Below are 14,785 nucleotides of genomic sequence, written 5' to 3' on the forward strand. Positions count from 1 at the left end.
GTAAACAAACATGTGCTGCTATTTCTGTGACTTAAAGAGGATATATGTGGGAAAAGAAGCCCTTTTTGACATGAAAAATCAATAATCGATATGGACAATCACTCTATTAGACTATGTGAATATTGCGAAATGTTCGTTATAATGATGACGCTTGAACTACTATGTTAAAAAGGAGCTGATCCTGTTGAAAAAAGGTTTATTATCATTACTAACTGCAGTTCTTTTCATTTCTCTTATCGGTGTACACCCAGCAGATGCTGCAAAATCAGATCATGTTACGAAAGGGGCATTTTTAGTAGCTTTATTAGATACGATCGGTGTTGATGTTGCGCCGTATGAAGATGCAGAAGTCTCTTACTCAGACGTTTCTGAAGAGCTAGTACCCTATATTGAGGCTGCAACGCGTCTTAACTTAATTAATGATAGTGAAGACGCTATGTTCGGACCAAATGAAAAAATGACGAGAGAGCAAGCGTATGTACTGCTCGTTCGTTCACTGAACTTGCTTCATGACTATGATGAAGATTATTTGGATCAATTTCGAGATGCTCGTGCTGTAAGTGACTGGGCGAAAAGTGATTTAGCAGCCGCAGCAGCGTTAGATTTATTAGAAGGATTTCATAATAAAACAATACGACCGAAAGCTCCGTTAACATCAGATTATATGGAAGGGATGTTTGATCGGTATGACGGTAATTTTGAGCGGCTTTCATTTGTAGCGACGAACGACTTACACGGCCGAATCCTTCATTCAGATGAAAATGGTGAAATGGGGATGGCAAAAATCTCTACAATCGTCAATGAGATCCGTGATCAAAATGAACAAACATTTCTTTTTGATGCAGGTGATACGTTCCACGGGACAAACTATGTAAACTTTAGTGAAGGTGCTGCTGCTGTAGAAGTAATGAATGCGATGGAGTATGACGGTATGGTACTCGGAAACCATGATTTCAACTTCGGACAGGAACGTCTGACACAATTATTCGATATGGCTGAGTTTCCAGTGATGAGCGGGAACGTTCGTTATGAGGAGAATGACGAATTTTTAACAGATCCATACGTGATTTTTGAAGTGGATGGAAAAGAGATTGCCGTATTAACGATGACAGCAGAAGATACAACGGTCAAAACAGCTCCAGCAAATATTGAAGGGCTTCACTTCGAATATGAAACAGAAGCGATTCAAACGTTAGTTGATGAAGTAAAAGATGATGTCGATCATATTTTCCTCCTGTCACACGCTGGATACACAGTCGATAAACAGATGGTTGATGCAGTCGATGGCATTGACTTCATTATGGGCGGGCATTCACATTCAACGATTGAATACCCAGAGCTATATGAAGACACATATATTACGCAAGCATGGGAGCATGGAAAAGCAGTAAGTGTGAATCACGTTCTCTTCCATGATGGTGAATTCGTTGGAATTAACGGTTATTTAGCACGTGATCATGAAAACCTTGAAGAGGATCGAGCAATAAAAACAATTCTTGATGATATTGAAGAAGAAGTTGGCGAGGCGATGAGTGAGGTCGTTGCAAATATTGACGTTGATCTAGACGGATCACGTGAAAACGTTCGAACTCAAGAGACGAATCTCGGAAACTTAATTACTGATGCGATGAAGGATTTAACAGATGCAGACATTGCGTTTACGAATGGCGGCGGAATTCGAGCTAATATTGCAGCTGGTGATGTAACGGTTGGCGATGTTTTTGAAGCTTTCCCATTTGCAAACTACGTCATTATGATTGAAGTGACTGGCGAGGATATTTTACAAAGTGCTGAGCACGGTGTACGGTTATACCCGAATGAAAACGGGGGCTTCTTACACGTATCAGGCATGAGTTATACGTTCGACCCTTCACAACCTGAAGGTGAGCGTATTGTCGAACTACTCATTGATGGTGAGCCCGTTGATCCAGATGCCACATATCACGTAGCAACGAATGACTTCATGGCGTCAGGCGGAGATGGCTTTAGCTGGTTAGCTGATGGCGAACTTCTCGCAGACACAGGGCAGCTATTAAGTGAAGTACTCATCAATTACCTGCAAGCAGATAAACAAATTCCAGAAGTCGAAGGACGAATTAACGTACAATAATTTGCAGATCTCTCACATTCCCAAAAACCCCCAGGTGCCTGGCACCTGGGGGTTTTTTGGGAATTGGATCAATGTTGTCGTAATGAGAAACTGGTGATTTTTCTAGTCTTCAGATTAGAATCATTCTAGTTAGCGGATAAAGTGCTGATTTTCGCGGATAAATCGAATTTTTTACAGGATAAAATCAATATTTTCACGGATAAATCAATATTTTCATGGATAAACCAAATTTTTTGCAGGATAAAATCAATATTTTCATGGATAAACCAAATTTTTTGCAGGGTAAAATCAATATTTTCATGGATAAACCAAATTTTTTACAGGATAAAATCAATATTTTCATGGATAAACGAAAATTTCCACAAGACAAATCCTCTCACCCTTATATAAGAAAAGCAAAAAATGACTCTCCACCTACGGAAGAGGCATTTTTTGCTAGAAAACCGTCCATTGAGGTGTGAGGTATAACCACATAGAGCCGCTAAAATTCCCACAATTAATCCAAAAAAGAAGACTTCAATTCTGGAATTATATGCTAAACTGTAGTCGGATGCAGAAATCAGGAGGAAGATAAAGTGAGTAAAATCATATATTTTATCGTAGTAGCCGTACTGCTCACAGCCGGATGCGAAGAGAAAATAGAATTGACCCCTCCATATGATCTAGGGAATGACCCGATTAATGCACAGCAATTCAGTTTTGTGATTCAAGATGAAGAGTGGCTATATTACATAGACGGAAAAAAAGATGATCAAATTACACGGACGAATGGTGAAGTAACCGAAACGTATGAAGGCACGTATGCACGTGGAATGAACCTTTATGAGGATGACATTTACTTTTCCCATTTTGGAGATGAGAGCGGGATTTTTCGCGTCAATAAAGAAGATCCATCTGACCTTGAGCAGCTTACCGATATCCATACAAGCAATGCAGTCATTGTGAATGACTATTTGTTTTTTAACCAATATTCGTCCAGTGATCAAAGTAAGAACGGTCTTTACCGATTAAATCTCGACGATCATACGCAAGAAAAGCTCGTAGATGGCATGATAAACGGGATACAATGGTCAGACGGTTGGATTTATTATGGGATTCCGTCAGGAGGGAAAGTGTTGAGAATGTTACCATCAGGGGATGAAATGATGGAATTAAAAACAAATGACGGATTAAATGTTAGCGCTAGGGGTTATATGATCATCAACGATTGGATATATTTTGAAAATGACGATCGACTATTTGCAAGCTATTACCGAAGTGAGAACTGGTCAGACAATATTTATCGAATGAAATTGGACGGATCTGAAATTGAACCGATAGCTCAAGGAAGGCTGGGCAATTTTAACGAAAGCGAACAAGTCATTTATTACTACACTGAGGATAGGAACCATAGACGTCTTTATCAAATGAAATTAGACGGCAGTAATCAAACGATGCTCTATGAAGGTGAACTGAAATGGACTTGGATCAATGTCGTCGATGATATCCCTTATATCATGGTAAATTGGGGCACGAGTACCCCTGAACCGACTGAACTGTATTATTTCGACGCTGAAAAAGGCGACATGAAGCAATTTGAGGAATAGCGAGTGGCATCAATAGTTTTATATGTGGAAAAATGAGCTTGATTACCGATAAAAAGGGGTAAGGGTGGAGTCGTATATGGAACAAAACAATATCAAGCCTGAGGTAATTGGTGGAGCAATTGGTGTCATATTTATGGCCTTATTTGGTATGTTATGGACGTTTACTGGTACGATGGGGCTTGCTGGATGGGGAGCACCCTTCGTATTCATTTGCGGACTGATCATCGGATTGATGGTATTCGTTGGAGGTATTTTGTTATTAATAAAATCTAAAGGATTACCTAATCATAACGCGGAAGAAAATTTGCTTCATGGGAAACGACTCGGGCGATCTTTTAATAGAGTTTTTATCGTTCAAGGGTTGGCGATTGGTGGCTCTATTGCCATTTTGAACATAACAAACCGACAAGACTTGATACCCCCAGTCATTGCGGTCATTGTCGGCCTGCATTTTTTCCCATTAGCAGTGTTGTTCAAAGTTAGAGTCTATCATTTGACTGGATCATTGTTCTGTTTACTGGCGGTTGTAGCAGTCTTTACGATGCCTGTTCAATATATTGTTGGAGATTATACAATGAATGTCCAGATGGCTGCTGTAGGTATTGGTGCAGCACTCATCCTTTGGGCAACGAGCTTGGCAATCCTTTTTTCAACGAAAAACTTGATGGGTAATCTGAACATAGATGTGCAAAGAGAAGTGAAGTAAAAATGTTTTAGCAAGCCGAAAGCAGGAATCAGAAAGCAAGAATCCGAAATCCTAAATTAGAATCATTCTAGTTAGCGGATAAAGTGCTGATTTTCGCGGATAAACCAAAATTTCCACAGGACAAATCCTCTCACTCTTATATAAGAAAAGCAAAAAATGCCTCTCCACTACGGAAGAGGCATTCTTGACTAGGAAAGCTTTTAATAGACGCGGTCACCGTTAAAAATTGAGCTTTTCACAACGACATAGTCAACGTGACGAATAGAATCGAGCTTGTTTCCTCCGGCATATGAAATAGCAGATTGCAGATCTTGCTCCATTTCGATGAGCGTATCTTTTAAAGAGCCTTTATGCTCCACGTACATTTTCTTTCCTTCAACGTTCTTCTTTTCACCTTTTTGGAACTCAGAAGCGGAGCCGAAGTATTCTTTATAGAGCTTTCCGTCTTTTTCAACTGTTTCCCCAGGAGATTCTTCGTGGCCAGCAAATAATGAACCGATCATAACCATTGTTGCGCCAAAGCGAATGGACTTCGCGACATCTCCGTGGGTACGGATTCCTCCGTCAGCAATAATGGGTTTCGTTGCAGCCTTTGCACACCAGCGAAGTGCAGCCAATTGCCAGCCGCCAGTTCCAAAGCCAGTTTTGATTTTTGTAATACACACTTTCCCTGGACCGATACCGACTTTTGTTGCATCTGCACCAGCGTTCTCTAATTCTCTTACTGCTTCAGGTGTTCCAACGTTGCCAGCGATGACAAAGCTTTCAGGCAAGTATTTCTTAATATGCTGAATCATCTCGATCACAGCATTGGAATGACCGTGTGCGATGTCGATCGTAATGTATTCAGGTGAAAGGTGTTCCTCTTTCAATTGTCGGACGAATTCATATTCCTCATCTTTTACACCGACACTTATCGATGCGTATAAGCCTCGTGAATTCATATCTTTAATAAAATCGATTCGTTTTTCTGGTTCAAAACGGTGCATAACATAGAAATAGCCACCTTCTGCTAAGGTGATTGCAATTTTTTCATCTATAATTGTCTGCATGTTTGCAGGTACGACAGGCAATTTAAATGTACGTCCGCCTAAGCTGATAGATGTATCACACTCAGAACGGCTGTTTACTACACATTTTGCGGGAATCAATTGAATATCTTCATAATCAAATACATTTTCCATGACTCTCACTCCTAAAAACCGAATGTTATATACGTTTTAAAAATAAAATGTTCGTACATAGAGTAATTTACACGAATTTAATCAAGATGTCAAAGATTTTTGTGAAGATCGTGACATGAGTATAAACGTGAATATTGTTCTTTATTTTAATATTTTTATACGGGCAAGATATTTGAATTAAACTTGGATTATGTTTAAGGTAAATGGGATAAACAACTAAAAAGGCCGTTTGTTGAAGTTGGACAAAAGAATGCTGTCTATATACATGAACTCGATAGGAAACAGAATCTAATCTAAATGAACCGTGATCCTGCGCACACAAAGGATCGTTTATGTTATTAATCAACAAATTGATTTTTGAAAAGGAGGTTTGCGTATGGGCGATACATTACGTGAAGAAATTCGTGAAAAGCTGCTTAATGGTGACTACCATTGTGAAAAGGAGCTGACACTTTCGATATTAAGTGGAAAGTGGAAGGTTGTGATCTTATGGCACTTAGGCGTAGAAGGGCCGCATCGATTCAATGACATGCAGCGGCTTTTTAAACACGTCTCTCATAAAACACTCTCCAATCAGCTGAAAGAGTTAATAGACGACGGAATTGTTAGCCGAAAAGTGTACCCAGAGATGCCGCCGAAAGTAGAATATTCGATGACCGAACTAGGTTATACGTTATTACCGATCGTAGAGATGATGTATGAATGGGGGAAAAATCGGATTGAACAGCTTAAGGAGGAAGGGGTACTTAAATAAACTAATCTTGGCATGTCGTTAAAGAAGTTCTCAGGAAGTGAATTCAGTTTACACAGAACCTCTTCGGACAAGCCTTAATGGTGAAAGCTTTCGTTTCCTTTATACGATTGTCCATAATTTTTTATATTATTTTATAAAAAGCCGTGGCAAGAATTATCTTTACCACGGCATATTTTTAGCTATTAAAGTAGCTTCAATGATTCACGGTTAAATGCAGGAAGATCGTCTGGAGTACGGCTTGTGACGATGTTTCCGTCTACAACAACTTCTTCGTCTTTGAAGTTTGCTCCAGCGTTGATAAGGTCTTTGCGAATCGAAGTAAATCCAGTGATATCGACTCCTTTTAAAAGGTCGGTATCGATAAGGAATTGTGGCCCGTGACAAATCGCAAAGACAGGTTTTTTATTTTGAATAAAGGACCGAGCGAATGCTGCGTTACGCTCATCAATACGCAACAAATCAGGGGAGAAGCCGCCAGGTACTAAAAGCGCATCATAATCATCTGCCTTTACTTCTGCGATCCCTTTATCAATCTTAAACGTATCTCCATTTTTACCTGTAATTTCTTCACCCGATTCTTGTCCAATAAGATCGACTGTGTGACCAGCTTCATGATATTTTTCGACCGGATCAGTTAATTCAATTTCCTCGACCATGTTCGTAACAAGAACAGCAATTTTTTTACTCATCATGGATCCTATCCTTTCATTATGGGATTTAACATGCTTGCTTTCCCTTTTTATTTTAGGAAAACATATCATTGCTGTAAAGAACGCACTTTTATTAGCGGTAGTTACCTAAAGGTTACTTACTAAAATGGAATGGTCTATAATAGATGATAGGAGGTGATGACAGTGGCAATGAAATTGTCAGATATTGCAGCTTCTCATGCAAAGCCTATTATTAGTGAGGCGATACTTTGCATGAGGAAAGAAAATCATATCATCGCCTAGTTTCGCTTTTACGAAAACTGATAACAGGCTTTGCACCTTATTTTTAAAAAATAAAGATAAGGGGCTGGCTAACGTGAGTCATGTAAAAGCATCTGCGGTATTACCGCAAGAATTAATTAATGAAATTCAGAAATATGTTCAAGGAGAATCGATCTACATTCCGAAGCAAAAATCGACCTATGAAAAATGGGGAGCACGTTCTGGTACAAGAGCGTTCATTGCGAACCGGAATTCCGAGATTAAACATAAATTTACAACGGGAATGTCAATCGACGAGTTAGCAAAGGAATATTACCTTTCGATTGATACGATAAAAAAAATAGTTTATAAGAAGTAACAAACGTTGCACCGGGCTACCAATTTAAAGGGAGTTCGGTGCTTATTAAAGATTTTTCGACAAGTGCCTGGCACTTGTCGAATTTTTATGGAAAGTTTGATTTATAATCATTCTTTCCATTTTAGCAATAGCGAGGTGCCTATTAAAATAAGAAATACGGAGGTGAATCAGATGGAACCTTTCATCTCGCCAAGTCAATATCACTTTATTCGATTCCAAGTAAAGAAGCTCGTAAACGGTTATGCAAATTCTCATGACAATGATGTCCGAAAAGCTTTGAAGTCAATTGTAAGTGAGAATGTAAAACATGAATGGCCTCATTTGAATGTAGAACAAAATGAGTTAATGGAGCCGATTACAGAAATTGAGGATAAAGAAAAAGCTGACATTTTTTTAGCTCAAATAAAGTCGTATGTGATTCCATTCAATGTTACAGACAAGCAAATCATAAGACTGTTTCCGAAAGTGAAGAAGTTAAAAGTTCCTTCATTCGAGGAGGTCGACATGAGGGATATTTCATATTTAAGCTGGATCGATAAAGGAACGTTAGAGAAATACATCGTGATGAGGCGCGACGACAAGTTAATCGGGATAAAAGGATCGTTTACGCGATCAAACCAAAAAGGGATATGTTCGTTATGTAATCAGTATGGTGATCTTGGCATGTTTCTCGCTGAAAAGAAAGGAAGAATCCAAGGCTCAATGATGAAAAGAGGCAATTACATTTGCAATGACAGTCAATTTTGTAATGAAAACCTCATGTCACTCGATAAGCTTTATACATTTGTTGAACGGCTAAAAAGGTAAAGAAGGAGGCCTGAAAATCAATGAAAGATGTTGAAGCGATTAAATTTTTAGAAAGCAAACGAGTTTTTTTACGGCCGATAGAACAGGACGACATTGACCTTATTTATCACCATACATTGTGGGAAAAAGAAGGACGTAGATTGACGGGAACGAAGGCTGTTTTTACTTATACGAAAGTTCAGCAATTTTATGAGAATGCTGCTGTAGATTCTAGCAGAATTGATCTGCTTATTTGTTTACAGGAAACAAATGAACCTATCGGCGACCTTGCGATGATGGACATTGATCATCAAAATCAACATGCAGTCGTAAGAATATCGATATTTGACCCAACTTATTTTGGAAATGGCTATGGTACAGAAGCGCTGTCGCTCTTACTCGAATATGGCTTTGACATGTTAAACTTAAATCGAATTGGCTTAGACGTCTTTGCTTTTAATGAAAGAGCCATTAAAGCTTATAAAAAACTAGGGTTTCAGCAAGAAGGAAGAATTAGAGAAACCCTTTTCTACAACGGTGAATATCATGATTCCATCATCATGGGAGTATTGCGCAATGAGTTTGTGAGGGATAGGCAATAAGCTTGATATTGTATCGAGTGGCAAATAATCGAAGGAAGTCTATAAAAAAGCACCTGTACGCAAGGTGCTTTTTACGTTTATTATTTATAGCATTGAAATAATTTCTATCTATGAGCTCCACAAAGCTACCGGTAGTGTTAGGATCACATCACTCATCAACAAACGCAATTTTCTTTCGTTTTCGCTTGATGTCCTCAATTTGATCTTCAAGTCGTTGTTTCACAGTGGCCAATGTATTGATTTGATGGCTGACTTCCTCCAACTTCTCTTCATATGCTTCAAGTACTTCTTCGCAGATACCATACATTTCTTGTTGAGGATAATCAGCATCACAATTTATAATGACATCGATTTGATCAATTGTTAATCCTAAATTTAGATATAATTGAATGGTTTGAATACGCTCAATGACAGATTCATCAAAGTCACGATAACCGTTCTGAAGCCGGTGTGAAGTAATTAAACCTTTCTTATCGTAATATCTGATTGATCGGGTACTGACATTTGTCATTTTAGACAATTGACTTATTTTCAATTGGGCACACCCCCTTTTCATTACCCATTATCCTATTTCCTCATCTCATTCAAATTGACCGTTTCTTAACTTCAAATTCCTCATGTCCCTCTACATCAGAAGTTGGTTTAACATGACGAAGCATGACAACCGAAAGAATGGCAAGGAATAGGCATAATACGGAACTGACAATCGCTGCAACATTAAAGCCATGAGTAAATGCCTCACGAGCCATGACTAACATTTCCTCGGGCACCTGATCTGCCAAAGCCAACGCCCCACTGAGTGAGTCTTGGTAATCCCCCGGGGATTCTGTATTGGAAGCCATGATTCTCTGACGATATACAGCACTGCTGATACTTCCCATTATAGCGATCCCAAGTGCAATTCCAAGCTCACCACTAATTTCAGCTATGGCCGAGGTAGAACCGGACTTGTTTGACGGCGCTGAACCGACGACTAAATCAGTACCCAGTACTAAAATAGGTGCAATACCTAGTTGTGCAATGACAAGACCCACAACCAAAATAAAAAAACTAGACGAACTTTCTACGAGAGACATCAGAGAAAATCCAATGGCCGCAATCACCATACCACTCCCTACAACATATGCGGGTGATATTCGACGTGATAAGATTGGGGCAACCATTGATCCAACAATAACAGCCATCGCTCCAGGAATGGTCCATAGTCCAGCTTGAAATGGAGATAAACCACTCACCATTTGTAGAAATTGTGGAAAGAGATACTCCATACCATTTATCGCAATCATGCCAAATAACAACAACACGAATGCTGCACAAAATGCAAGACCCTTGAACAACTTCACATCAACCAGCGGATCTTTAAGATTTCGTTGACGACGTATAAAAAGGGTCCCGATGAACAAACCCATGATGATGGATACAATCAGTTGCCACTCAAAGCCATACACTGGTATACTCTTAAAGCCGTAAACAATAAGAAGCATGGAGGTGAGGGACAAAATGACACTCAAGAAATCAATGCTTCCAGATTGAATACCTTGATGTTTGGGAATGAACAATGGGGCCGTCACAAGTAATAAACCCATAAAAGGCACGCTTACAAGAAATACGGATCCCCACCAAAAGTTCTCTAGCAATAGCCCTCCTACAAGGGGACCGATGGAAATACCGACAGACATCGTTGTCACCCAAATCCCTATAGCGAGTGACCTTTGTTTGGAATGGACAAACATCACACTGATTAAAGAAAGTGTAGCAGGCATGAGTGTAGCACCAGCGATTCCTAATATCGCACGTGCAATGATCAGCATTTCTGGACTCGTAGAGAATGCGGCCACAACAGAAACCGCGCTAAACGCTCCTGCACCTATCATTAAAAGTCTTCTAGATCCAAATCGATCACCAAGAGAGCCCATCACAAGCAAAAATCCAGCAATCATGAACCCATATATGTCTGTAATCCACAGTATTTGTATGCTACTTGCTTCAAGCGCTACACTCAAGTGGGGGATGGCCAGAAACAGTATACTGATATCCATCGTCACCACTAACGTTGGTAGTAATATTGCAAACAAGCCGAACCATTCTCGCCGTCCGGCTTTGGAGTCTTTATTCATCATGTTTGTTTCCTCCTCATATCATGTTGTGATTTGTCTTAACCACAAATTTTATTCGCTTATCAAATCATAAACTTTGACATTAGTGTCAAAGTCAAGAAAAAAATACTACAACCCATCTGAACTTTTTGCTGTGTGGTGAAACAGTAAAAAGCCCTAGCCGAAAGACTAGAGCTGAATTAATTGTTTTACCAGTTAAGCCTCTGGCAGGAGCTCTCAAAGGATGGCGATGGGTTTTACCGAGAAGCAAGTGCTTGGCTTATGGATAAATATGGAATTTGGTGGCAACTTATAACGACTGAGCTTACAAATGTGATGCGAGATACTGAGAGCTTACAGAATACGATTGAGGAAATAAATAAAACGGAATTGATTAATGTAGACCAACTAAAATCAATGAAAAGAAAATAATCAATTTCTATTAACCTTATTTAAAAAACAGAGGGGGAAGGTGGCAACGAACCGGTTATAGATACAGAATGGGCAACTTAGGGATGTTCCAACTTTGAGGACATCCCTTTTATGCGTCGAAGCAGCGTACGATCCATCGATGAAGTTCAACTCTCGGTTCCTTATTTATTGGATATCGTTTTCAACATGGCAGAACCAAGTACCAACGTCGAAATATTGACAATCATAAATTTTAATAGTGACCAATTTTTCGATATTTGTAAAATTCCTCTTTTGTATAATTGCGACTCAATGACATACATGAAAAGAATCCCTATTGCCTGTATAAAAAAATTCTTTGACCATATTAAAGAAGTCATTAATCCAGATATGATTAAGTTGTATGGAGTAACATAGACGATATGATCCTTTCCTGCTCCCTTCAACATACCAGTTTTAAAGTAATGTGTATGAAAGAAGGCCGTTAAATAAAATCTTTGTGTTAAGAATATAGTTACTATATTTAAGTATAGCATGGCGATATGAAAAAATTTTGAGTGGGATTGTTGCATTAAACGAAACCACATCTTAGTAATTAAAAAGAATATCGGAATAGATCCTCCGGTCAGCCATAACCTCCACCATCCATGTTTATAGATCCCCAATTTTAAAAATATCTTTTCAATAGTGACAAAAATAAGTGTGAATAATATTCCCCATTTAAACTTTAATTGGTATGCGGTCCAAAAGACAGCTACTGTAGGTACAGCATATAATTGAGATACATTTGCACCAAAAATATTATCAAAATAAGAATTTTTTAATATCTTTGGATAGTAACGATAACTTTTAAATAATACAAGGACGATATACTCGAAAAGAAAGGCTAATCCTGCCATCGATAGAAAAAGTGAAAAGAGTTTGCTATCTTTTTTTCTTATGAGTGTAAATCCTAATAAAAAGGTATTTGTGATGATTAACAAAAAATATGGTGTGGAATTTCTCATTCATTTTCCCCTTTTCTTATTACCTCTGCTAACTCAAGTAACAATCTTCAGTACTATTTAATCTTTTACGAATCCCGAAAATATATTCAATCTATAGTAGCTGCAAGCACTTATAAACTTCTCTGAATAATACGAAGTCACTGAAAAAGTAATCGTCTTTCAAATCTTCCTGCGCTCTCACAGAGAGGACACGAGTGACATCTATTCATGCTACACTTCGTTTGGAATACTCGAATAATTAAATAAGCAATGAGCTGGATAGATGAAATGTCATTAAATTCTCAATAGTGTTATAATTAAGTGACGAATAGAAGGGATCGAAAAGCTGGCTTTTAACGCCGAGGTTGAAAGGGGAACATGTCAGTGGAAGACAAGCATATTGAAATAGAAAAGGCTATTGAATACATCCATCAAAACATTTATGAGCCACTGTCTCTTGATGAATTAGCTAGCTACGTCGCTTACAGCCCCTACCACTTTTCGCGTATATTTAAAAAGAAAATTGGGATCTCGCCGCTCTATTATGTTTCCTCTGTAAGGCTGCAGAAAGCAAAGGATTTGTTATTGAGCACAAATTTGAGCATTCGGGATATCGGTATGGAGATAGGACAGCAAAGCTTAGGAACATTTACGACGCGCTTTACTGAAAGAGTTGGTATGACACCTGCACAGTTTCGAAATTCAAGGGGCGAGGCCGACAGCCATTTACAATCGTTAAAGCAGCTTCATCGTTGGCAAGAGGACAATCATACATTGAATCACAATCCGAATGTTAACGGAACGATAGACTCAGAATTGCCATTACAAGGAGTGATTCTCGTAGGGTTATTTGCCAAGCCTATTCCAGAAGGACTCCCTTTATACGGAACACTGCTCCCCGCATTCGGTGATTTTTGTTTCTCGAATGTTAAAACAGGCACCTATTATCTCATGGTTACCTCGGTATCTTGGGGGATGAAGTCTAATGAACTGTTACTCCCGAATTCAACGTTGCGCGGACGAATAAAAGACCCGATTGTTGTTAAACCGTTTACTCCGGTCGCTCATCAGCATGTGATGCTCCACCCACCACGATTAGATGATCCGCCAATATTAATCTCTCTGCCACTTTTAATGAATAACTTCCTTAATAGAATGCGAAAATACCCGTCCACTTTTGAGAAAAAATAAGGAGGAAGACGTATGCAAACAGAAAGTAAACATAAAGAAATCATTCAGAAAGCGATTGCTCTCATAGATGAACATTATGTTTTTCAGGAAAAAAAGGCTGAAATCATTGACAGAATGAAGGGGAAAATGGATCAAGGGACATATGGAAACTGTTCAAACGACGATGCTTTGGCAAAAGCATTAACGACTGATTTAGTCGAAATAAGTGAAGATAAACATTTATATGTGAAGGCTATTCAAGAGAAGGAGACAATTGGTAAAGAACGTGTTGATGAGTGGATGAAGAAGGAAAAGGAAGATGAACGGAACGAAAACTTTGGTTTTATAGAAGTAAAAGTGATGGATGGAAATGTTGGCTATTTAAGAATAAGCCAATTTATGAATCCTGACCGTGGGATCGATACAGCGAATGCAGCGATGAAATTAATTGAGAATGCGGCAGCAACTGTTATCGACGTTCGAAATAACGGAGGTGGCTATGGTGGTTTAGCTGAGTACGTCTCAAGTTATTTTTTCCCAGACGAGCCTAAGCTGCTATCAACGACAGTTTTTAAGGAAAAAGAAATGACATCGTTTCAAACCTTTACCCACCCTTTCGTCGTAGGGAAAAGACGGTTGAATCATCAACTTTATATTATCGTTAACGAGAAGACAGCTTCTGCAGCAGAATATTTTGCCTATGTGCTGCAGGCAAACAAAAAAGCAGTCATAGTTGGAGGGACGTCCGCTGGGGCAGCGAATCGAAATACATATTTTGCATTAAGTGATAAGCTGAGAATCTCGATTTCTACTGGTACACCAATTATAGAGGCGACAGGAACGAATTGGGAAGGAAAAGGAGTCATCCCAGACCTCCCTTGTAAAGACGTCAATGTATTCGAGCGGATTTACGAGCACATAAAAAGTCAATCATAATCCAAGAAAAGGTTTAGAGAAGGTGGATATCTTTAAACCTTAAATAGTCATCAATTGATTGGTTAGATCGTGCGAAACTGAAATTAGTTACAATTCGTCAATATGCGAGTGGGCCCAACATCGTACTAGAACAAGAAGGTGCTTGGTCGCGGTAACATAAAAGGAACG

At 38.9% G+C, this 14,785-nt stretch carries 16 protein-coding genes; 11 read left to right on the top strand and 5 right to left on the bottom strand.

Going from position 1 to position 14,785, the window contains the following annotated elements; genetic code table 11:
- The first annotated feature begins 184 nt into the window (after window positions 1–184).
- The 4 genes from CD001_RS09080 (at window position 185) to CD001_RS09095 (ending at window position 4,402) form a co-directional block, all read left to right on the top strand.
- Window positions 185–2,110, top strand: a complete 1,926-nt coding sequence (locus CD001_RS09080; protein ID WP_179298676.1) for a 5'-nucleotidase C-terminal domain-containing protein — start codon at window positions 185–187, stop codon at window positions 2,108–2,110.
- Between the two features lie 215 nt (window positions 2,111–2,325).
- Entirely contained in the window at window positions 2,326–2,571 is a 246-nt protein-coding gene (locus CD001_RS09085) for a hypothetical protein (RefSeq protein ID WP_096187194.1), read from the top strand.
- Window positions 2,572–2,685: 114 nt separating this feature from the next.
- Window positions 2,686–3,696 carry a DUF5050 domain-containing protein gene (locus CD001_RS09090; protein ID WP_096187195.1) on the top strand — a complete coding sequence of 337 codons (1,011 nt, stop codon included), beginning with the start codon at window positions 2,686–2,688 and terminating at the stop codon, window positions 3,694–3,696.
- A gap of 76 nt (window positions 3,697–3,772) precedes the next feature.
- A complete protein-coding gene (locus CD001_RS09095; protein ID WP_096187196.1) occupies window positions 3,773–4,402 on the top strand; it encodes a hypothetical protein in 630 nt (209 codons plus the stop codon).
- 200 nt (window positions 4,403–4,602) lie between these two features.
- Here the strand turns inward: CD001_RS09095 and guaC are convergent, their stop codons facing one another.
- Entirely contained in the window at window positions 4,603–5,586 is a 984-nt protein-coding gene (guaC, locus tag CD001_RS09100) for a GMP reductase (protein ID WP_096187197.1), read from the bottom strand.
- 376 nt (window positions 5,587–5,962) lie between these two features.
- Between guaC and CD001_RS09105 the strand changes: the two genes are divergently transcribed.
- Window positions 5,963–6,340: a winged helix-turn-helix transcriptional regulator gene (locus CD001_RS09105; protein ID WP_096187198.1), complete on the top strand. Its 378-nt coding sequence runs from the start codon at window positions 5,963–5,965 to the stop codon at window positions 6,338–6,340.
- A gap of 182 nt (window positions 6,341–6,522) precedes the next feature.
- Here CD001_RS09105 and CD001_RS09110 read toward each other — a convergent pair whose 3' ends face one another.
- Window positions 6,523–7,029 (bottom strand): type 1 glutamine amidotransferase domain-containing protein, encoded by a 507-nt coding sequence (locus CD001_RS09110; protein ID WP_096190538.1) that lies wholly within the window; start codon window positions 7,027–7,029, stop codon window positions 6,523–6,525.
- A gap of 337 nt (window positions 7,030–7,366) precedes the next feature.
- Here CD001_RS09110 and CD001_RS09115 point away from each other — a divergent pair, with 337 nt between their 5' ends.
- The 3 genes from CD001_RS09115 (at window position 7,367) to CD001_RS09125 (ending at window position 9,018) form a co-directional block, all read left to right on the top strand.
- Window positions 7,367–7,630 carry a CD3324 family protein gene (locus CD001_RS09115; protein WP_096187199.1) on the top strand — a complete coding sequence of 88 codons (264 nt, stop codon included), beginning with the start codon at window positions 7,367–7,369 and terminating at the stop codon, window positions 7,628–7,630.
- Between the two features lie 171 nt (window positions 7,631–7,801).
- Window positions 7,802–8,437 (top strand): FusB/FusC family EF-G-binding protein, encoded by a 636-nt coding sequence (locus tag CD001_RS09120; protein ID WP_096187200.1) that lies wholly within the window; start codon window positions 7,802–7,804, stop codon window positions 8,435–8,437.
- Between the two features lie 20 nt (window positions 8,438–8,457).
- Entirely contained in the window at window positions 8,458–9,018 is a 561-nt protein-coding gene (locus CD001_RS09125) for a GNAT family N-acetyltransferase (protein WP_096187201.1), read from the top strand.
- A 148-nt stretch (window positions 9,019–9,166) separates the two neighbouring features.
- Here CD001_RS09125 and CD001_RS09130 read toward each other — a convergent pair whose 3' ends face one another.
- Both CD001_RS09130 and CD001_RS09135 read right to left on the bottom strand, forming a co-directional pair.
- A complete protein-coding gene (locus CD001_RS09130) occupies window positions 9,167–9,553 on the bottom strand; it encodes a MerR family transcriptional regulator (protein WP_096187202.1) in 387 nt (128 codons plus the stop codon).
- Window positions 9,554–9,602: 49 nt separating this feature from the next.
- Complete coding sequence (locus CD001_RS09135) at window positions 9,603–11,138, bottom strand: MFS transporter (RefSeq protein WP_218839247.1); 1,536 nt, start codon at window positions 11,136–11,138, stop codon at window positions 9,603–9,605.
- 180 nt (window positions 11,139–11,318) lie between these two features.
- Between CD001_RS09135 and CD001_RS09140 the strand changes: the two genes are divergently transcribed.
- Window positions 11,319–11,546, top strand: coding sequence for a VOC family protein (locus CD001_RS09140; protein ID WP_096187203.1), 228 nt, complete (start codon window positions 11,319–11,321; stop codon window positions 11,544–11,546).
- A gap of 161 nt (window positions 11,547–11,707) precedes the next feature.
- On the opposite strand, the gene CD001_RS09145 is transcribed toward CD001_RS09140, so the two are convergent.
- Entirely contained in the window at window positions 11,708–12,532 is an 825-nt protein-coding gene (locus tag CD001_RS09145) for a hypothetical protein (protein WP_096187204.1), read from the bottom strand.
- A 363-nt stretch (window positions 12,533–12,895) separates the two neighbouring features.
- On the opposite strand from CD001_RS09145, the gene CD001_RS09150 reads away from it, so the two are divergent.
- Both CD001_RS09150 and CD001_RS09155 read left to right on the top strand, forming a co-directional pair.
- Window positions 12,896–13,702, top strand: coding sequence for a helix-turn-helix transcriptional regulator (locus CD001_RS09150; protein ID WP_096187205.1), 807 nt, complete (start codon window positions 12,896–12,898; stop codon window positions 13,700–13,702).
- Between the two features lie 12 nt (window positions 13,703–13,714).
- A complete protein-coding gene (locus CD001_RS09155; RefSeq protein ID WP_096187206.1) occupies window positions 13,715–14,617 on the top strand; it encodes a S41 family peptidase in 903 nt (300 codons plus the stop codon).
- The last annotated feature ends 168 nt before the right edge of the window (window positions 14,618–14,785 follow it).

The organism is Evansella halocellulosilytica, from assembly GCF_002335745.1.
Classification (GTDB): domain Bacteria; phylum Bacillota; class Bacilli; order Bacillales; family Salisediminibacteriaceae; genus Bacillus_CA; species Bacillus_CA halocellulosilytica.